Origin of the sequence: Luteibacter pinisoli (assembly GCF_006385595.1) — a bacterium.
In the GTDB taxonomy this organism is placed as follows: domain Bacteria; phylum Pseudomonadota; class Gammaproteobacteria; order Xanthomonadales; family Rhodanobacteraceae; genus Luteibacter; species Luteibacter pinisoli.
Genome location: NZ_CP041046.1, coordinates 1733864 through 1754174 on the forward strand (window position 1 = coordinate 1733864; position 20311 = coordinate 1754174).

At 67.1% G+C, this 20311-nt stretch carries 11 protein-coding genes; all 11 read left to right on the forward strand.

What is annotated here, in order from left to right; all coding sequences use genetic code 11:
- Positions 1–11: 11 nt before the first annotated feature.
- A complete protein-coding gene (locus tag FIV34_RS07945) occupies positions 12–1364 on the forward strand; it encodes a formimidoylglutamate deiminase (protein WP_139981345.1) in 1353 nt (450 codons plus the stop codon).
- Positions 1365–1578: 214 nt separating this feature from the next.
- Positions 1579–3249 (forward strand): asparagine synthase B, encoded by a 1671-nt coding sequence (gene asnB, locus FIV34_RS07950; RefSeq protein ID WP_139981348.1) that lies wholly within the window; start codon positions 1579–1581, stop codon positions 3247–3249.
- Between the two features lie 83 nt (positions 3250–3332).
- Positions 3333–4458 (forward strand): peptide chain release factor 2 gene (gene prfB, locus FIV34_RS07955; RefSeq protein ID WP_139981351.1). Its coding sequence is split into 2 segments (ribosomal slippage): positions 3333–3407 and positions 3409–4458, totalling 1125 coding nucleotides; the frame shifts between segments, so codons are not numbered across the junction.
- A gap of 57 nt (positions 4459–4515) precedes the next feature.
- A complete protein-coding gene (gene lysS, locus FIV34_RS07960) occupies positions 4516–6045 on the forward strand; it encodes a lysine--tRNA ligase (RefSeq protein WP_139981354.1) in 1530 nt (509 codons plus the stop codon).
- 5 nt (positions 6046–6050) lie between these two features.
- Complete coding sequence (locus FIV34_RS07965; RefSeq protein ID WP_139981356.1) at positions 6051–6350, forward strand: YciI family protein; 300 nt, start codon at positions 6051–6053, stop codon at positions 6348–6350.
- Positions 6347–6610, forward strand: coding sequence for a BolA family protein (locus tag FIV34_RS07970; RefSeq protein ID WP_139981359.1), 264 nt, complete (start codon positions 6347–6349; stop codon positions 6608–6610). Before FIV34_RS07965 ends, FIV34_RS07970 begins: the two co-directional genes overlap by 4 nt.
- A gap of 146 nt (positions 6611–6756) precedes the next feature.
- Complete coding sequence (gene smc, locus FIV34_RS07975) at positions 6757–10257, forward strand: chromosome segregation protein SMC (protein WP_139981362.1); 3501 nt, start codon at positions 6757–6759, stop codon at positions 10255–10257.
- A gap of 26 nt (positions 10258–10283) precedes the next feature.
- Positions 10284–11369: a cell division protein ZipA gene (gene zipA, locus FIV34_RS07980; protein WP_139981364.1), complete on the forward strand. Its 1086-nt coding sequence runs from the start codon at positions 10284–10286 to the stop codon at positions 11367–11369.
- 168 nt (positions 11370–11537) lie between these two features.
- Positions 11538–14798 carry a maltotransferase domain-containing protein gene (locus FIV34_RS07985; RefSeq protein WP_246058779.1) on the forward strand — a complete coding sequence of 1087 codons (3261 nt, stop codon included), beginning with the start codon at positions 11538–11540 and terminating at the stop codon, positions 14796–14798.
- A 3-nt stretch (positions 14799–14801) separates the two neighbouring features.
- Complete coding sequence (gene treS, locus FIV34_RS07990) at positions 14802–18119, forward strand: maltose alpha-D-glucosyltransferase (RefSeq protein WP_139981369.1); 3318 nt, start codon at positions 14802–14804, stop codon at positions 18117–18119.
- On the forward strand, positions 18116–20302 hold the full coding sequence (gene glgB, locus FIV34_RS07995; RefSeq protein WP_246058780.1) for a 1,4-alpha-glucan branching protein GlgB: 2187 nt from the start codon (positions 18116–18118) through the stop codon (positions 20300–20302). Before treS ends, glgB begins: the two co-directional genes overlap by 4 nt.
- Positions 20303–20311 lie beyond the last annotated feature (9 nt).

The window sequence follows — 20311 nt, forward strand, 5'->3', positions numbered from 1 at the left end:
AGGCCTATTCGATGACGCAGTCCCATTTCACCGCCGACTTTCTCTGGACCGATGGCGCCTGGGCCGAATCCGGCCTCGCGATCCGGGACGGGCGCTTCGCCGCGCCCAACGGTGGCGCGGGTGAGCGCATCGGCCGCTTCGTCCTGCCGGGCATGCCCAACCTGCATTCGCATGCGTTCCAGCGCGCCATGGCCGGCCTGGCCGAGCGCCGCGGGCCCGGCGAAGACAGCTTCTGGACGTGGCGCGAAACGATGTACGCCTTCGCCGAGGCGATCAATCCCGATGACATGAAGGCCATCGCCACCCAGCTCTACGTCGAGATGGTGAAGGCCGGTTACACCCAGGTCTGCGAATTCCATTACCTGCACCACGGCCCGCGCGGTGTGCCGTACGCGGATCCGGCGGCGATGTCGCTGGCGCTGATCGAAGCGGCGAAAGACGCCGGCATCGGCCTCACCCTGTTGCCGGTGCTGTACATGACCGGCGGCTTCGACGGCCGCCCGCTGAGCGAACGCCAGCAGCGCTTCCGCCACGACATCGGGCAATACGTGTCGTTGCTGGAACGCCTGGTGCCGATGCAGCACGACATGCTGAAGGTGGGCATCGCCCTGCATTCACTGCGTGCGGTGCCGGAAGGCGCGATGCGCGCCGTGCTGGCGACCGAGGTGGCGAAGGGCTTGCCCATCCATATCCATATCGCCGAACAGATTGGCGAAGTGCAGGATTGCCTGGCCGTGCGTGGCGCGCGTCCGGTGGAGTGGCTGTTCGATCACGCGGAGGTCGACGAACGCTGGACCCTTGTCCATGCCACGCACCTTACCGGCCATGAAACCAAGAGGCTCGCGATCTCCGGCGCGGTCGCCGGCCTGTGCCCGACCACCGAAGCCAATCTCGGCGATGGCCTGTTCCCGCTGGCGGATTTCGTCGACGGTGGCGGTACCTTCGGCATCGGTTCGGATTCGCATATCTCGGTATCGCCGGTGGAAGAACTGCGCTGGCTGGAATACGGCCAGCGCCTGGTGACGCGTCATCGCAACGTGGTGTCGCGCAAGCCGGAGGAAAGCTCCGGCGTCGCGTTGTGGCAGCGCGCCCTCGACGGTGGTGCGCGTGCCGCCGGCACCGATGTCGGCCGGCTGGAGCAGGGGGGCCGTGCCGACCTGCTCGTGCTCCACGATGGCGCGCCGCTGCTGGCCGCGCGTGACGAGGCCGATGTGATCGATACCTTCCTGTTTGCCGGCAATACGCCGCTGGTACGCGACGTGATGGTCGGTGGCCAATGGCGCGTCCGCGACTTTGCCCACGTCGGGGAAATCGCCGCGGCGGCCGAGTATCGGCGCGTGGTCGAGAAGCTGGCGGCGGCGTGATCGACGCCCTTGCACATCGCGAAAAATCGTGGTCTAGTCGAACCATGATTCGCCTCACCGCCAATAACGCCAATACCAATAATGCCCGGAACCTCGGGAGGGTCGGCGTGTAGGCGGTTGCAAGTGAAACCACCGAATACACCAAAGGCCCGCCCTCACCAGGCGGGCCTTTTTCTTTGCACGTTTTCCAGCCATCGATACCAGGAGCAAGACCATGTGTTCGATCTTCGGGATGTTCGGCCTCGCGGCCGGCGACGACCTCCAGGCGCTGCGCGCGCAGGCCATGGAGCTATCGCAACGGCAGCGCCACCGCGGCCCGGACTGGAGTGGCGTGTATGTCGATGACGGCGCGATCCTTGTCCACGAGCGCCTGGCCATCGTCGATCCCGCCAGCGGCGCCCAGCCGCTGCGCTCGAAGGATGGCGAGCTGGCGCTGGCCGTCAACGGCGAGATCTACAACCACCGCGAACTGCGCGCCGCCAGCGACTACGCGTTCACCACCGGCTCCGACTGCGAAGTGATCAACGCGCTGTACCGCGCCCACGGCACGGATTTCCTCGGCAAGCTCAACGGCATCTTCGCCTTTGCGCTGTGGGACGCCGCCCGCCGGCGCGTCCTCGTGGCCCGCGACCCGATGGGTGTGTGCCCGCTGTACTGGGGCCATGACCGCCAGGGCCGCCTCTGCGTCGCCTCCGAGATGAAATCGCTGGTGGGCATCTGCGCCGATGTCGCGCCGTTCCCGCCGGGCCATGTGTACGACAGCGCCACCGGTGAAACGCTGCGCTACTGGACGCCGGCGTGGCGCGACTACGCGGTGACCGAAGGCCGCGCCATCGAGCCGCAGGCCCTGCGGGTAGCGTTCGAAGCCGCCGTGCATCGCCAGATGATGACCGACGTGCCCTACGGCGTGCTGCTTTCCGGTGGCCTGGATTCCTCGCTGGTCGCGGCCGTGGCGGCGGGCTTTGCCCGCCGGCGCATCGAGGATGACGATCGTGACGAAGCCTGGTGGCCGCGCCTGCATTCGTTCGCGATCGGCCTTGATGGCTCGCCCGACCTGAAGGCGGCCGAGGTGGCGGCCGAGGCGCTGGGCACCGTGCACCACGGCTTCGTCTACACCTTCGACGAAGGCCTGGACGCGCTGCCGGAAGTCATCCGCCATATCGAAACCTACGACGTCACCACCATCCGCGCCTCCACGCCGATGTTCCTGCTGGCGCGCCGGATCAAGGCGATGGGCGTGAAGATGGTGCTCTCGGGCGAAGGCTCGGACGAAGTGTTCGGCGGTTACCTTTATTTCCACAAGGCGCCCAACGCCCGCGAATTCCACGAGGAAACCGTGCGCAAGCTTGACTCGCTGCACTACTACGACTGCCTGCGCGCCAACAAATCCATGGCGGCGTGGGGCGTCGAAGCACGCGTGCCCTTCCTCGACACCGAGTTCCTGGAAACCGCCATGGCCTTCGACGCCGAGGCGAAGATGGTGGCCCGCAAGGGCATCGAGAAGGGGATCCTCCGCGAGGCCTTCGAGGGCGCGCTGCCGGAGTCGATCCTGTGGCGGCAGAAGGAACAGTTCAGCGACGGCGTCGGCTACGGCTGGATTGACGGGCTGAAGGCCCACGCCGAGGCGGTGGTGAGCGACCGCGAGTTCGCCGCGGCCGCCGCGCGGTTCCCGGTCAACACCCCGGCCACCAAGGAAGCCTTCTTCTACCGCACCCTCTTCGAGAAGCACTTCCCGGGCGAGGCCTGCGCGGCGACGGTGCCGGGCGGCAAGTCCATCGCCTGCTCCTCGCCGGCGGCCCTGGCCTGGGATCCGGCCTTCGCGGCGGCGGCCGACCCCTCTGGCCGTGCCGTGCGTGGCGTCCATCGCGAGTCCCTCCCGGCCTGAGGGGCCAACAAGGGAGGGCGGCAATTTGGTAGCATTGGACGTTTCGGCGGCGCACCCCCGCGCCGCCCCAGCAGGCAACCAACATGATCGAGACCAATCCGATCCTTGCGCAGATCGCGGACCTCAAGGGCCGCGTCGAGTCGCTTAGGGGGTACCTTTGACTACGCCGTCAAGAAAGAACGCCTAGAAGAAGTCAATCGCGAGCTGGAGAGCCCCACCGTGTGGGACGACCCCAAGCGCGCGCAGGAGCTGGGCCGCGAGCGCGCCCACCTCGATAACGTCGTCACCGGCGTCGATGAGATGACCGCCTCGCTCAACGACGCCGGCGAGCTGCTCGAGATGGCCGCCGCCGACGGCGACGAAGCCACCGTGCAGTCCATCGTCGACGACCTGAACAAGGTCGACGCCCGGGTCAGCAAGCTCGAATTCCAGCGGATGTTCTCCGGCGAGCTCGACAGCGCCGCGGCCTTCGTCGATATCCAGGCCGGCGCCGGCGGTACCGAAGCCCAGGACTGGGCGGAAATCCTGCTGCGCATGTACCTGCGCTGGGCCGAGTCGCGCGGCTGGAAGGCCGAGCTGATGGAAGTGTCCGGCGGCGAAGTCGCGGGCATCAAGTCCGCCACCTTCCGCGTGGAAGGCGACTACGCCTACGGCTGGCTGAAGACCGAGATCGGCGTGCACCGCCTCGTGCGCAAGAGCCCGTTCGATTCGGACAACCGCCGCCACACCAGCTTTACCTCGGTGTTCGTGTCGCCGGAAGTCGATGACAACATCGAGATCGACATTAACCCGGCTGACCTGCGCACGGACGTGTACCGCTCGTCGGGCGCCGGTGGCCAGCACGTCAATAAAACCGAATCGGCCGTGCGTATCACGCATATCCCCACCAATACGGTGGTGGCCTGCCAGACCGAACGCAGCCAGCATGCCAACCGCGACCGCGCGATGAAGATGCTGAAAGCGAAGCTGTACGAGCTGGAAGTGCAGAAGCGCAACGCCGAAAAGGACGCGCTGGAAGCGACCAAGTCCGACATCGGCTGGGGCAGCCAGATCCGCAACTACGTGCTCGACCAGTCGCGCATCAAGGATCTGCGTACCGGCGTGGAACGTTCCGACACCCAGAAGGTGCTCGACGGCGACCTCGACGAATTCGTCGAAGCCAGCCTGAAGGCCGGCCTGGAAGCCGGCTCCAAGCGCATCGACGCGTAATGTGACTCCCGGGGGCGCATGGGCGCCCCCGTCTTTCGAACACACCCAAGCGAAGCCATGACTGACGAAACCCGCGACGACCTCCCCGGCACTTCTGACGAAAACCGACTGATTGCCGAGCGACGCGAGAAACTCAAGGCGCTGCACGCGCAGGGCATCGCCTACCCGAACGATTTCAAGGTCGACAGCTTTGCCGGCGACCTGCAGGCCGAGTTCGAGGACAAGGACACCTGGACCGCCGAGGCCATCGAAACCGCGCCGCGCCAGGTGGCCGTGGCCGGCCGCATCCTGCTGATGCGCGGGCAGGGCAAGGTCAGCTTCGTCACCATGCAGGACGGCACCGGCCGCATCCAGCTGTTCGTCCACCAGGGCACCGTGGGCGAAGACGCCTATAACGCGTTCAAGCGCTGGGACCTGGGCGACATCGTCGGCGCCACCGGCACGCTCATGCGCACCAAGACCGGCGAGCTTTCGGTCAAGGTCGAGGGCATCCGCCTGCTGACCAAGTCGCTGCGTGGCCTGCCGGACAAGCACCACGGCATGGCCGACGTGGAACAGCGCTATCGCCAGCGGTACGTGGACCTGATCGTCACCGAGGAAGCACGCCGCACGTTTGCGCTGCGCTCGAAGATCGTCAGCCACGTGCGCCGCTGGCTCGAAGCCGAGCCGCGCCGCTTCATGGAAGTGGAAACGCCCATGATGCACGTGATTCCGGGCGGCGCCACGGCGCGTCCGTTCACCACGCACCACAACGCGCTGGATATCCCGCTGTTCCTGCGCGTGGCGCCGGAGCTCTACCTCAAGCGCCTGGTGGTCGGCGGCTTCGACCGCGTGTACGAAATCAACCGCAATTTCCGCAACGAGGGCGTGTCCACGCGGCACAACCCCGAGTTCACCATGCTCGAGCTGTACCAGGCGTACGCCACGTACCACGAGATCATGGACATCACCGAAGGCATGATCCGCTCGGCCGCGGCCGACGTGGTCGGTAGCACGCAGATCGAGTGGGACGGCGCCCTGGTGGACCTGGGCCCGGCGTTCCGCCGCTGGCGCATGGAAGACGCGGTGCTGGAGCTGAATCCGGAGATCAAGCCGGACGAGCTGCGCAACCGCGAGGCCATGGCCGCGCATGCCGCGCGCCTGGGCATCCAGGTGAAGCCGGGCTACGGCTGGGGCAAGCTGCTGCTCGAGATCTTCGAGGCCACGGTGGAGCACACCCTGGTGCAGCCCACCTTCATCACCGACCACCCGGTGGAAGTGTCGCCGCTGGCTCGCGAGAGCGACACCGACAAGGGCATCACGGACCGCTTCGAGCTATTCATCAATGGCAAGGAGCTGGCCAATGGCTTCTCCGAGCTCAATGACTCCGAGGACCAGGCGGCGCGCTTCCAGGCCCAGGTGAACGCCAAGGACGCCGGCGACGACGAAGCCATGCACTACGACGCCGATTACATCCGCGCGCTGGAAGTGGGCCTGCCGCCCACCGGCGGCCTCGGTGTCGGCATTGACCGCCTGGTGATGCTGCTGACCGGCTCGTCGTCCATCCGCGACGTGCTCCTGTTCCCGACCATGCGCCCCGAGGCCTGATCCCCATGTATTACGCCATCACCGGTATCGATCACCCGAACTCGCTGGACAACCGCCTCGCGGTGCGCCCGGCGCACGTCGCCCGCCTGTCGGCGCTGAAGGAAGAGGGCCGCCTGAAGCTGGCCGGCCCGTTCCCGGCCATCGACGCGGAAGATCCGGGCGCCGCCGGCTTCACCGGCAGCCTCATCGTCGCCGAGTTCGAAAGCCTGGAGGCCGCCCAGGCCTGGGCCGACGCGGATCCGTACATCGCCGCCGGGGTCTATAAGGAAGTGTCGGTCCGCCCGCTGCGCGTCGTCCTGCCGTGACCGTCGAGAAAGTCGAGCGGATCCGCCAGCGGCTGACCGCGGCCCTGGCCCCGGTGCTGCTGGAGGTGATCGACGAAGGCCACAAGCACGCCGGGCACGCGGGCGAGGGCAAGGGCCACTTCTTCGCCCGGATCGTCAGCCCGGCCTTTGCCGGGAAAAACCCGATCCAGCGCCACCGGATGGTCTACGAGGCGCTCGGCGACATGATGCCTGACGGCATCCACGCCCTGTCGATTGATGCGAAAGCGCCCGGCGAATAATCCGCGCCCCAAAAATCAGTGGGTTACAGTATTATCTTTGTGTGGTTTCGCGTATTGCGCCCGGAACCCCCCTTTGGCAAAGTGATCGATCAGCCAGGGGGTGGCTCCCGACCGGAGCCCACGGCCGCGTCCCAACGGAACCAAACATGCGTCTGACCACGATCAAGCTGGCGGGTTTCAAGTCTTTCGTGGACCCGACCACGCTGCACCTGCCCACCAACATGACCGGCGTCGTTGGCCCCAACGGCTGTGGCAAGTCGAACATCATCGACGCCATCCGCTGGGTGATGGGCGAATCCGCGGCCAGCCGCCTGCGTGGCGACTCCCTCACCGACGTGATCTTCTCTGGCTCCAGCGCCCGCAAGCCGGTGGGCCAGGCGACGGTGGAGCTCATCTTCGATAACGGCGACGGCACGATCCAGGGCGAGTACGCCAGCTTCGCCGAGATCTCGGTCAAGCGCATCGTCAGCCGCGACGGCCAGTCCTCGTACCACCTCAACGGCGCGCGCTGCCGCCGCCGCGACATTACCGACCTGTTCCTCGGCACCGGCCTGGGCCCGCGTTCCTACTCGATCATCGAGCAGGGCATGATCAGCCAGATCATCGAGGCGGCCCCGGAAGAACTGCGCACCCACCTGGAGGAAGCCGCCGGCATCTCCAAGTACAAGGAGCGCCGCAAGGAAACCGAGAGCCGGATCAAGTCCACCCGCGAAAACCTCGACCGTGTCCGCGACGTGCGCGACGAGGTGGAAAAGCAGCTGGACCACCTGAACCGCCAGGCCCGCGCCGCCGAACGCTGGAAGGGCTTCAAGGAAGAACAGACCCGCCGCGAGGCCGAGCTGCGCGCCCTCGAATACCGCACGCTGGACCGCCAGCGCCAGGGCGAAAGCTCCGGCTTGGGCGAGTACGAACTCGAGATCGAAAAGCACACCGCCTCGCAGCGCCAGGTGGAAGCGCAGCTGGAGACGGTGCGCGAGCGCCACCATGGCGCCAACGAACACCTGAACCAGGTGCAGGCCGAGGTGTACAAGGTCGGCGCCGAGATTGCCCGCGTCGAGCAGCAGGTGCGCCACAACCGCGACCTGGCCGAACGGCTCACCCGCTCGCGCACGGATACCGAGCGCGAGCTGGCCGAGCTGCAGGGCCATATCGGCACGGACCGCGAGCAGGTGGAAACCCTGCGCATGGCCCTGGCCGAAGGCGAGCCGAAGCTCGAATCGCTGCAGCAGATCCAGGACGAGACCGGTGAAGCGCAGCGCGCCACCGAAACGCGCCTGGCCGACTGGCAGCAGCGCTGGGATACCCATACCCGTGGCGCCTCCGAATCCACGCGCGCCGCGGAAGTGGAGCGCACCAAGCTGGCCTACCTCGACCGCCAGGCCGTCGACCTGGCCCGTCGTCGCGAAGCGCTGGAAACCGAGCAGCGGGCCACCGACGTCGCCGCGCTCGACGCGGCGTCCGAACAGCTCGATATCGAACATGACACGCAGCGCGAGCGCGTTGAGCAGCTCGGCGGCGTGCTGGACCAGCACAAGGTGGCCTACGAGCGCGTGCTCGACGACGAGCGCCAGGTGCAGTCGGCGCTGAACGATGCCCGCCAGCAGCTGCAGACCGCCCGCGGCCGCCAGGCCTCGCTGGAAGCCCTGCAGACCGCCGCGCTGGGCCAGGAAGAATCCGCCGCCACCGGCTGGCTGAAGCGCCTGGGCCTGGCCGATGCGCGCCGCCTCGGCGAATCGCTGCAGGTGGATGCCGGCTACGAATCCGCCGTGGAAACGGTGCTCGCCGGCGTGCTCGATGGCGTGCTCGTCGAGGCACCCGCCGCCCTCGTGCCCGAGTTCGATGGTCTCGGCGAAGCCGATGTTGCCTTGTTCGCCAGCGAGAAGGGCGGCCCCGGTGCCGCCGGCACGCTGGCGGCCGTCGTGCGCGGCCCCGCGGCCGCTGTCGCCTTGCTCGCCAGCGTCTTCGTCGCCGACTCGGTGGAAGACGCCGCGGCACGGGCAAAGACGCTTTCGGCCGGCCAGTCCGTCATTACCCGTGATGGCGCATGGATGGGCCCGGGCTGGGCCCGCATCCTGCGTGCGCAAGGCAACCAGGTGGGCGTGCTCGCCCGCGAGCGGGACATCCGCCAGCTGGCCGAACAGATCGAAAGCCTCGAGGCGCTGATCGAAGAGCGCACCGAGCAGCTCGAGGAACTGCGCACCCGCAAGTTCGAAACCGAGCGCCTGCGTGACGATGCCCAGCGCGATCTTTACGCCGCGCATCGCCGTCTTTCCGAACTCGCCGGCCAGTTGCAGAGCCACCGCGGCAAGATGGAAACCGCGCGCGCCCGTGCCGAGAAAGTCGGTGGCGAAATCAGCACGCTGGTGGAGCAGCTCGACGAACTCGAGGGCCAGACCCGCGAAGCCCGTGCCCGACTCGATGAAGCGGTGGGCCACATGGGCGATCGCGAAGACGAGCGCCGCGGCCTGGAAAACGAGCGCCGCGACCTGCTCGAAGCGCGCGAAGAAGCCCGCATGAACGCCCGCGACGCCGCCGACCAGGCGCACCAGCTGGCACTGAGCATGGAATCCAAGCGCGCCGCGCTGAGTTCGCTGGAGCAGGCGCTGTCGCGACTGGATAACCAGCTGCGCCAGGTGACCATGCGCCTGGAAGAAATCGAAGAGCAGCTCGCCGCGGGTTCCGATCCGATCGTCGAGCTCGAATCCGAACGCCAGACCTATCTCGACCAGCGCCTGCTGGTGGACAAGCAGCTGGTGGAGGCACGCCGCGCGGTGGAAGACTGCGATGCGGAGTTCCGCCGCCTCGAGCAGGAACGCCAGCGCATCGAACAACTGCTGGGCAAGGTGCGCGAGAGCGTGGCCGAGAAGCGCCTCGCCGCGCAGGCCCTGCAGCTGCGTGCGGAACAGCTCGCCCAGGCCATCGCCGCCTCCGGCCTTGAGCTCGAAGCGCTGCTGGCCGAGCTGGCCGAAGATGCCGAGCCCTCCATGTGGCAGACCCAGCTCGTGGATCTCGCGCAGAAGATCGCGCGCCTGGAGCCGGTGAACCTTGCCGCCATCCAGGAACACGCCGAGCAGTCGCAGCGCAAGGAATACCTCGACGCCCAGCTCACCGACCTGGCCAGCGCGCTGGAAACACTGGAAGGCGCGATCAAGAAGATCGACCGCGAGACCCGCCAGCGCTTCAAGGAAACCTTCGACCGCGTGAACGCCGGCGTGCAGGAGCTGTTCCCGCGCCTGTTTGGCGGTGGCCATGCGTACCTGGAGCTCACCGGCGAAGACCTGCTCGACACCGGCGTGGCCATCATGGCGCGCCCGCCGGGCAAACGCGTGTCCAACATCAACCTGTTGTCCGGCGGCGAGAAGGCGCTCACTGCCGTATCACTCGTTTTCGCTATCTTCGGCCTGAATCCCGCGCCGTTCTGCCTGCTCGACGAGGTGGACGCACCGCTGGACGAGGCCAACGTGGGCCGCTTCTCGGCGATGGTCCGCGAGATGAGCGAAAAGGTGCAATTCATCTTCGTCAGCCATAACAAGGCGACGATGGAGGCCGCGCACCAGCTGTGTGGCGTTACCATGCGCGAACCGGGCGTGTCGCGTCTCGTCCAGGTGGACCTGGCCGAGGCATCCAAGCTCGCCGGCGTTGCCTGAGCATTACCTGAGGAATGATCGATCCCATGAATCCCGCCATCGGCCTCGCCTGGAACCCCGCCGTCGGCATCCCGATGCTCTTTGTCGGCGTCGTCGTGCTCGTGCTGCTCTGGCTTTTCGGCCAGCCGCGCAAGGAGCAGGGCCGCCGCAAACCGATGCCCGAACAGCCCGAGCGCGCCCGTGAGCGCCGCGAGCCGGTGTTCGGCGATAACCCGCCGGCGGAGGACGATGGCCTCTCGTTCAGCGCCCGCGACGAGCGCTTCGAGCCGCGTGACGAGGTGATCGACCCGCGCGACGACGACGCCAACGACCCGCTGTTCCGTCCGGCGACGAAGCAGGGCGAGCTGGACGTGGACCTGCGCGCCGAACTCGAGCGCCTCGGTGCATCGCTGGCGGGCGAGCGCCACCAGGCCGCCGCCCCCGCGGAACCGGCCGAGCCGGTGCAGCGCCCGGGCCAGCGCACCGAGCCGAAGCTCGACCTGGACCTGCCGTTCGACCTGGGCGAGCCCGTGCACACCCGCCAGGCCACCCCGGCGCCTGCGCCGGAACCCGTCGCGCGCGCAGCTGCTCCGGCGCCCGCACCGGCTCCGGCCCCTGCGCCCACGCCGGCACCGCCGCCGAAAGCCCCGCCGCGCTCGGACCTCGGCCGCCGCCCGGGCAACCTGCCGGTGGAACGCATCGTCAGCCTTTACGTCGTCTCGCGCGAAGGCCAGCGCTTCCAGGGTTCGGACCTGGTGGTCGCCGCCGAGAAGGCCGGCCTCGAATTCGGTGACATGGGCATCTACCACCGCCTGGTGGACGGCCATCCGGAAAAGGGCCCGATCTTCAGCGTGGCCAACCTGGTGAAGCCGGGTAATTTCGACATGGCCCGCATCGCCACCACGCAGACCCCCGGCCTGTCGTTCTTCATGGCCCTGCCGGGCCCGGTGAACGCGCTGGATGCGTGGGACACGATGCTGCCGACCGCGCAGCGCCTTGCCGAGCTGCTGGATGGCCTGGTCCTGGACGAGGAGCGCAATGCGCTTGGCCGCCAGCGCATCGCCCATATCCGCGATGAATTGCGTGGCTGGGATCGCGGGCACGAAGGCGAAGAGATCAAGTTCGGCCAGTAACGCATCCCCGCTGGATTCCCCGTTGCCGCGGGGAATTCACACAACCGCAACACCCATCTGCGCCAATGTCAGTGCTTCGCGTGTCCGGGTTCATTGGCACGATGCATACATCCGGCCCGGCATGCTTGTGTCTAATCCCCTTGGGAACACGAGGCAATGTCGGCAAGCATGCGTGCGCCTTTCTGCATCTATTACCTGCATCCACTGCTAGCCGGTCCGCTGACGGGCTGGAATGCATGGATTGACCACGCTGCGGAACTCGGCTTCCGCCAATTGCTGATCGCGCCGCCTTTTGAAACATCACCCGCGGGTGATGTTTTCGTCACGCGGGATTTCGATCGTCTCAACCCGGCGCTCGCTGCGGATGGCGATGCGGCGACGCGGCTGGACCAGATCGCCAAGGCGTGCCGCGCACGCAATCTCGAACTGTGGCTCGACCTGCCGCTGGATGAACTTGCCTCGGACGCGCCGGTGCGCGCGCAGAACCCGACGTGGTTCCGTGCCGTGGCGACCGAGCACGGCACGCCGGATCCACGCTGGACGCCCAGCGAAAGCGATAGCGCGCGCTGGCGCCTCAACGATCCTGACGTTGCCGAGGCCGCCACGCAGTGGTGGGTGGATCGCCTGCGCCGTTGGGCGAAGGCGGGCGTGCTCGGCTTCCGCGTGATGCATCCACAGCGCCTCGGCGCCTCGCTCTGGAAGACGCTGATCGATGCCGTGCACGTGGATGCACCGGGCGTGGGCTTTGTCGCATGGACGCCGGGCAGCTCGCCCGACGAGATCGCCGCGCTTGCCGGCGCGGGCTTCGATGCGGTCGTGAACTCGTCGGCGTGGTGGGATTTTCGCGCGCCCTGGTTCGCCGAGGAGGCCGCACGCCTGCAGGCCGTGGCGCCGGCACTGGCCTGCACGGAAGAACCCTTTGCCACGCGCCTGGGTGACGAACTGGGCGAAGAAAACCAGCTCGACCACGCGTACCGTCGTGCCATCGCCTTCGCGGCCACGGCGCCCGCCGGCTGGTTGATGCCCATGGGCTTCGAATACGCCGCGCACGACGCGCTCGATCCGCGCCGCGGTACACCGCTCACGCCGAAGGATCTTGCGAGCCACGCGGCGGCCAATCTTAGCGACGCCGTCAAGGCGGCGAACAAGGCGGTCGGCGAAGACGTGCCTGGCGCGCCGCTGATCACCTCGCACGGCGGTGTATCCACCTTCCTTACCGTGGACGGCGCGGATCCGCGCACGGCCGCGCACGCGACGCTGACGCTGGTGAACGCCTCGCTCGATCGCGAGGTGTGCGTGTCCGCAGGCGAAGCGCTCGCGGGCGCCGCCAGTCACTTCATGCCCTGGACAACACCCGACGGGCGCAAGGTATTCGACCAGGGAGATAGCGTGGTTCTTGATCCAGGTGCGGTTCTTACCCTTAGTGGGACGCCGGGTAGCCCGGTGCGACGCAAACTCGGTGCAGCGCTGCAAAAGGAAGCGCTCGGCGCGGCCACGAAGGCGCCGCGCGTCGTGATCGAAAGCGTGCAGCCCACGGTCGACGCCGGCGAATTCCCGGTGAAGCGCGTGGTCGGCCAGCCGGTAACGGTGACGGCCGACATCTATGCCGATGGCCACGACGTGCTCGCCGCGCGCCTGCGCTATCGCGCCCAGGATGAAAAGGCCTGGCGCGAAGTGGTGATGACGCCCGTCAACAACGACATCCACACCGCCACGTTCACGCCGACGCGCATGGGCCGGCACGAGTTCGTCGTCGAAGCGTGGCGCGATCCCTATGGCAGCTATCACCACGAACTGGAAGTGAAGCACGCTGCGGGCGTGTCGGTGACGCTGGAGCTGGAAGAGGGCCGCCTGCTCGTGGAAGCACGGGCGAAAGAGGCCGCGGGCCCGAAGGCCAAGGCCCTGCGCAGCCTGGCGGCCGCGGTGGCGAAGGCCGAAGGCGCGGAGCGCGTCGAGCTGCTGCTCGCGGACAGCACCGTGGAACTGATGAGCGCGACCGATCCGCGCGTGCGCGCCACGCTGAGCGACGCGTTTACCGTGGAAGTGGATCGCCGCGAGGCCATGTTCGCCAGCTGGTACGAGCTGTTCCCGCGCTCGATGACGGACGACAAGGCAAAGCACGGCACCTTCCGCAACACCATCGCCCGTTTGCCCGCGGTGCGCGACATGGGTTTCGACGTGCTGTATTTCCCGCCGATCCATCCCATCGGCACGTCGTTCCGCAAGGGCCCCAACAACACGCTGACGCCGGGCCCCGGTGATCCGGGTAGTCCGTACGCCATCGGCTCCCCCGACGGTGGCCACGACGCGATCCACCCGCAGCTTGGCACGCTGGAGGACTTCCGCGCGCTGCGCGATGCCGCGCATGAGCATGGCCTGGAGCTCGCGCTCGACTTCGCCATCCAGTGCTCGCAGGACCATCCGTGGCTGAAAGAGCATCCGGAATGGTTCGACTGGCGCCCGGACGGCAGCATCAAGTACGCCGAAAACCCGCCGAAGAAATACCAGGACATCGTCAACGTCGACTTCTATGCCGACGGTGCCATTCCTTCGCTGTGGACGGCGCTGTGCGACGTGGTGCTGTTCTGGGCGGGGGAGGGCGTGCGCACCTTCCGCGTCGATAACCCGCATACCAAGCCGTTTCCGTTCTGGGAGTGGATGATCGCGCGGGTCCGTGGCAAGTACCCGGACGCGTTGTTCCTCTCCGAGGCCTTTACTCGGCCCAAGCCGATGTACCGGCTGGCCAAGGTGGGCTTCAGCCAGTCGTACACGTATTTCACCTGGCGTAACTCGAAGCAGGAGTTCATCGACTACCTGACCGAACTGACCACGACAGCGCCGAAGGATTTCTTCCGGCCCAACTTCTTCGTCAACACGCCGGATATCGATCCCTACTTCCTGCAGACCTCCGGCCGCCCCGGCTTCCTGATCCGTGCCGCGCTGGCCACCACGCTGTCGGGCCTGTGGGGCATGTATTCCGGCTTCGAGATATGCGAAGCCGCGCCGATGCCGGGCAAGGAGGAGTACCTGGATTCGGAGAAGTACGAGATTCGCGTCCGCGACTTCAACGCGCCGGGCAACATCGTTGCCGAGATCACCGCGCTCAACCACATCCGCCGTGCCCATCCGGCGCTGCAGTCGCATCTCGGCGTGCGCTTCCTCCCCGCGAACAACGACCAGGTGCTGTTCTTCGAAAAGCGCTCGGGCGACGACGTGGTCCTGGTGGCCATCAGCATGGATCCGCACAACGCCCAGGCAGCCGACCTCACGCTGCCGCTGGGTGACTGGGGCTACGGCCCTGGCGACACCCTCGATATCCACGACCTTCTCCTCACCCAACCCATCGCCTGGCGCGGTCCGGATCAGCATGTGTGGCTTGGCCTCGGCCAGCCCTATGCGATCTGGCATGTGCGGCTACCCGGAGTCTGATCCATGGCAACACGTGGCAAGGCGCAAAAGGCCTCCAAGGCACCCGAGTTCTCGAAAGATCCGCTCTGGTACAAGGACGCGATCATTTACCAGGTCCACCTGAAGTCGTACTTCGATGCGAACGACGACGGCGTCGGTGATTTCCAGGGCCTGATCGACAAGCTCGACTACATCGCGGACCTCGGCGTGAATACGCTGTGGCTGCTCCCGTTCTATCCCAGCCCGCGCCGGGACGACGGCTACGACATCGCCGAGTACAAGGCGGTGCACGAGGATTACGGCAAGCTCGCCGATGCAAAGCGCTTCATCACCGAAGCGCACAAGCGCGGCTTGCGCGTCATCACCGAGCTGGTCATCAACCACACCAGCGACCAGCATCCGTGGTTCCAGCGCGCCCGCCATGCGAAGAAGGGCTCGGCCGCGCGCAATTTCTACGTGTGGTCCGATACGGACCAGGCGTACGACGGCACCCGCATCATCTTCCTGGATACCGAAAAGTCGAACTGGACGTGGGACGCGGTGGCCGGCCAGTACTTCTGGCACCGCTTCTTCTCCCACCAGCCCGACCTCAACTTCGATAACCCCGCCGTGCTGAAGGCGGTCCTCGAGGTGATGCGCTTCTGGCTGGACATGGGCGTGGATGGCCTGCGCCTCGACGCCGTGCCGTACCTGATCGAGCGCGAAGGCACGAACAACGAAAACCTGCCCGAAACGCACAACATCCTGAAGCTGATGCGTGCGGAGATCGACCTGCATTACCCGGACCGCATGCTGCTTGCCGAGGCGAACCAGTGGCCGGAAGACACGCAGGATTACTTCGGCAAGGGCGACGAATGCCACATGGCGTTCCACTTTCCGCTGATGCCGCGCATGTACATGGCCATCGCGCGCGAGGATCGCTTCCCGATCACCGACATCATGCGGCAGACCCCGGCGATCCCGGAGAATTGCCAGTGGGCGATCTTCCTGCGTAACCACGACGAGCTCACCCTCGAGATGGTGACGGACAACGAGCGCGATTACCTGTGGCAGACCTACGCCGCCGACCGCCGCGCGCGCATCAACCTGGGCATTCGCCGCCGCCTGGCCCCGTTGCTGGAGCGCGACCGCCGCCGCATCGAACTGATGAACTCGCTGTTGCTGACGATGCCGGGCACGCCGGTGCTGTATTACGGCGATGAAATCGGCATGGGCGACAACATCCACCTGGGTGACCGTGACGGCGTCCGCACGCCGATGCAGTGGTCGGTGGATCGTAACGGTGGCTTCTCGCGCGCCGATCCGGCCAGCCTCGTGCTGCCACCGATCATGGATCCGCTGTACGGCTTCCAGGCCATCAACGTGGAGGCACAGCAGCGCGATCCGCATTCGCTGCTGAACTGGACGCGGCGCATGCTCTCCGTACGCAACCGCTACAAGGCCTTCGGTCGCGGCACGCTCAAATTCCTTTATCCCGGTAACCGCAAGATGCTGGCGTACCTGCGTGAGTTTGGTGGCGAACACGTGCTTTGCGTGGCCAACATGTCGCGCACGCTGCAGGCCGTGGAACTCGACCTGGCGGCGTTTGATGGCCAGGTACCCGTCGATATCGTCGGCGGCACCTCGTTCCCGCCGGTCGGCCAGTTGCCGTACCTGCTGACCGTGCCACCGTACGGTTTCTACGCGTTCCAGCTGTGCCCGAACGCACAGATGCCGGAATGGCACGAGGTGCCGGCCGAGCCGTTGCCGGATTACGAGACCCTGGTGGTCCGCGGCGCGCTGGTCGAAGGCCCGGTGATGGAGCATCACCGCGGGGTCATCGAGCGCCAGGTGTTGCCGGGCTATCTCGCCGTGCGCCGCTGGTTTGCCTCGAAAGACCGCGGCATCGAGTCGGTGCACGTGCTGTACGCCGCGCCGTGGCCCGACCGTGGCGACGACCTGATCCTTACCGAGGTGGAGGCCACCCTGGCGGACGGCGGCAAGGAGCGTTACAGCCTGCCCGTGGGCATCGCGTGGGAAGACGATGCGCCGCATTCGCGCGTGCAGCAGCTGGCGCTGGCCCGCGTCCGCCGTGGCCGCCGGATTGGCCTGCTCACCGACGGCTTCGCGTTGCCGGAATTCGCCTCAGGCCTGCTGATCGGCCTGCGCAACGGCACCGAGATCCCGGTGCGCGACGGCACGGTGCGCTTCGAGAAAACCGAGGTGTTCGACACCATCACCTTTGATTCGAGCATCGAGAGCCGCTGGCTCGCGGGCGAGCAGTCGAACAGCTCGATGATCCTGCACGATGCCGGTGTGCTGAAGCTGTTCCGCCGTACCTCGGCGGGCATCAACCCCGAAGTGGAAATGGGCCGCTTCCTCACCGAGCACGGCTACGCCAACACCTCGCCGTTGCTGGGTGAAGTGGTCCGCGTGGGCGAGCACGGCGAGCGCACCACCATCGCGGTGTTGCAGGGCTTCCTGCGCAACCAGGGCGATGCCTGGCGCTGGACGCTGGATTTCCTGCGCCGCAGCTACGACGAGTACAGCCACTCCGCGGACGAAGACCGCCGGGCGGAAATCGAGGGCGGTTACGACGCCTTCGCCGCCGCCGTCGGCACGCGCCTTGGCGAGCTGCATGCCCTGCTGGCGAAGCCGTCGGGCCTCCCGGCCTTCGAGCCGGAGACCGCCAAGGCGGCCAGCTCGGAGGCGTGGCGCGACAGCGTACGTGCCCAGGTAGGCCGGGCGCTGCTCGCCGTCGACAACGTCGGTGAGCTGGGTGACGAGCTGCGGTCCGATGTGGAAGCGCTGCGCGGCCTCGCCGGTGCGCTGGACGATCGCATCGGTCGCGTGGCCAAGGCCGCCCAGGGGGCGGTGCTTACCCGCATGCACGGCGATTTCCACCTGGGCCAGATCCTGGTAGTGCAGGACGATGCGTACATCATCGACTTCGAAGGCGAGCCTGCGCGCACGCTGGATGAGCGCCGGGCCAAGGGCACGCCATTGCGCGATGTCGCCGGCTTCCTGCGCTCGCTGGATTACGCGGCGGCCATGGCCCGCCGCGGTGAAGACGGCCTGGCCCCGATCGAGGATCCGGGCTTCGCCGATTACCTGGCGCGCTTCCGCGAACGCGCCACGCTGGTGTTCCTGCAGGCCTACCGTGCCGTGCTCGACGCCGCGCCGGTGCGCTGGGTCAGTGCCGATGCACTGGCGCCGCTGCTCGAACTGTTCGTGATCGAGAAGGCGGCTTACGAAGTGACTTACGAGGCGGCCAACCGCCCGGGTTGGCTGGACGTGCCGCTGCGCGGCCTCCTGCACGCTGCCCAGGGCGACACCGCCACGGAACTTGAGGAGGACACGTGACTGATCCGCGACCCCATGGCCTGACCGACCACGCCGCCATCGACGCCCTTGTCGACGGCCGGCATGGCGACCCCTTTGCACTGTTGGGGCCCCACCAGGTCGACGGCCGGCGCAGCGTACGCACGTTGCAGCCGGGAGCCCTGGGTGTCGATGCGATTGATCCGGAAGGCCGTGTGCTCGCCACCCTCACCAGGGTGCATGACGGCGGCCTGTTCGCCGGCTTCGTCGAAGGGAACGCCGCGTATCGCCTGCGGGTGCGCTGGCCATCGGCGGCGCACGACACGCACGATCCGTACGCGTTCGGGATGCTGCTCGGCGACGACGACCTCGGTCGTCTCTCCGACGGTACCCATATCGAACTGTTCCGTTGCCTGGGTGCCCATCCGGTCACCGTGGACGGCGTGCATGGCGTGCGTTTCGCCGTATGGGCGCCGAATGCCAAGCGTGTCAGCGTGGTCGGTGATTTCAACAGCTGGGACGGCCGCCGCCACCCCATGCGCAAGCGCGTGCCGGCGGGCGTGTGGGAACTGTTCGTGCCCGGCCTGCTGGCCGGTGCCCGCTACAAGTACGAAATCTGGGGTGCCGATGGCTCGCTCACCCAGCGCGCCGATCCGGTGGCCCTCGCCGCGGAACTGCCGCCGGCCACGGCGTCCATCGTGGCCGACCCGGAAGCCTTCCGCTGGACGGACGGCGAGTGGCTGCGCAAGCGCGGCGCCCTGCATCACGCGGGTTCACCGGTGTCGATCTACGAGCTGCATCCGGGCTCGTGGCTGCGCGGCAAGGACGGCGAAGAGCTGCACTGGGACGATATCGGCGAACGCCTGATTCCCTATGTGGCCGGCATGGGCTTCTCGCACATTGAGCTGCTGCCGATCTCGGAACATCCGTTCGGTGGTTCGTGGGGCTACCAGCCGCTGGGCCAGTTCGCGCCCACCTCGCGTTTCGGCACGCCCGAGGCCTTCGCGCGCTTCGTGGATCGCTGCCACGAGGCCGGCGTCGGCGTCATCGTCGACTGGGTGCCGGCGCATTTCCCAACGGATATCCATGGCCTGGCGCATTTCGACGGCACGCCGCTGTACGAGCATGCCGACCCGCACGAGGGCTACCACCAGGACTGGAACACGCTGATCTTCAACCTCGGCCGCAACGAGGTGTCGGGCTTCCTGGTCGCAAGCGCGCTCGCCTGGCTGGAACGCTTCCACGTGGACGGCCTTCGCGTGGATGCCGTGGCTTCGATGCTGTACCGGGACTATTCGCGCAAGCACGGCGAATGGGTGCCGAACATCCATGGCGGCCGCGAAAACCTGGAGTCGATCGCCTTCCTGCGCCGGGTGAACCAGCTGGTGGCGGAGCGCCATCCCGATTGCATGACCATCGCCGAAGAATCGACGGCCTGGCCCGGCGTCACCCGGCCGGTGGGCGAGGGCGGCCTCGGTTTCACCTTCAAGTGGAACATGGGCTGGATGCACGACTCGCTGGAGTACGTGTCGCGCGACCCGATCTATCGCCGCTGGCACCACGGCGAGATGACCTTCAGCATGATCTATGCGTACTCCGAGAAGTACGTGTTGCCGCTGTCGCATGACGAAGTGGTCCACGGCAAACGCTCGCTGCTGGGCCGCATGCCTGGCGACGAATGGCAGCGCTTCGCCAACCTGCGTGCCTATTACGGCTTCATGTGGGGGCATCCCGGCAAGAAGCTGCTGTTTACCGGTGGCGAGATTGCCCAGCCGCATGAGTGGAACCATGACGCGCAGATCGCCTGGGACCTGCTGGATGCGCCCCTGCACCTGGGCGTGCAGAAGCTGGTGCGCGACCTCAACCGCTTCTTCGGCGCGACGCCGGCCATGCATGCCTGGGATACCGATCCGCGCGGCTTCCGCTGGGTGATCGGCGACGACGCGGAACAGAGTGTGTTCGCGTGGTTGCGCTTCGCCGAGCACGGCCGCCCCGTGCTGGTGATCAGCAACATGCAGCCGACGCCGCGGCATAGCTTCCGCATCGGCGTGCCGGAAGGCGGCCGCTGGCGTGAAGCAGTGAACACGGATGCCACGGAATACGGCGGCTCGGGCGTGGGTAACGAGGGTGAACGCCACGCCCAGGATGTGCCCGCGCATGGCTTTGATCGCTCCCTGGTCCTGAGCCTGCCGCCCCTTGCCACGCTGATGTTCGTGGCTGACTGACGAGGAAAG

Bases quoted from the DNA above. Each gene is read 5' to 3' on its own strand.
- treS (WP_139981369.1), top strand. From the start codon at position 14,802: ATGGCAACACGTGGCAAGGCGCAAAAGGCCTCCAAGGCACCCGAGTTC.
- lysS (WP_139981354.1), top strand. From the start codon at position 4,516: ATGACTGACGAAACCCGCGACGACCTCCCCGGCACTTCTGACGAAAAC.
- FIV34_RS07965 (WP_139981356.1), top strand. From the start codon at position 6,051: ATGTATTACGCCATCACCGGTATCGATCACCCGAACTCGCTGGACAAC.
- FIV34_RS07985 (WP_246058779.1), top strand. From the start codon at position 11,538: ATGCGTGCGCCTTTCTGCATCTATTACCTGCATCCACTGCTAGCCGGT.
- smc (WP_139981362.1), top strand. From the start codon at position 6,757: ATGCGTCTGACCACGATCAAGCTGGCGGGTTTCAAGTCTTTCGTGGAC.
- zipA (WP_139981364.1), top strand. From the start codon at position 10,284: ATGAATCCCGCCATCGGCCTCGCCTGGAACCCCGCCGTCGGCATCCCG.
- asnB (WP_139981348.1), top strand. From the start codon at position 1,579: ATGTGTTCGATCTTCGGGATGTTCGGCCTCGCGGCCGGCGACGACCTC.
- FIV34_RS07945 (WP_139981345.1), top strand. From the start codon at position 12: ATGACGCAGTCCCATTTCACCGCCGACTTTCTCTGGACCGATGGCGCC.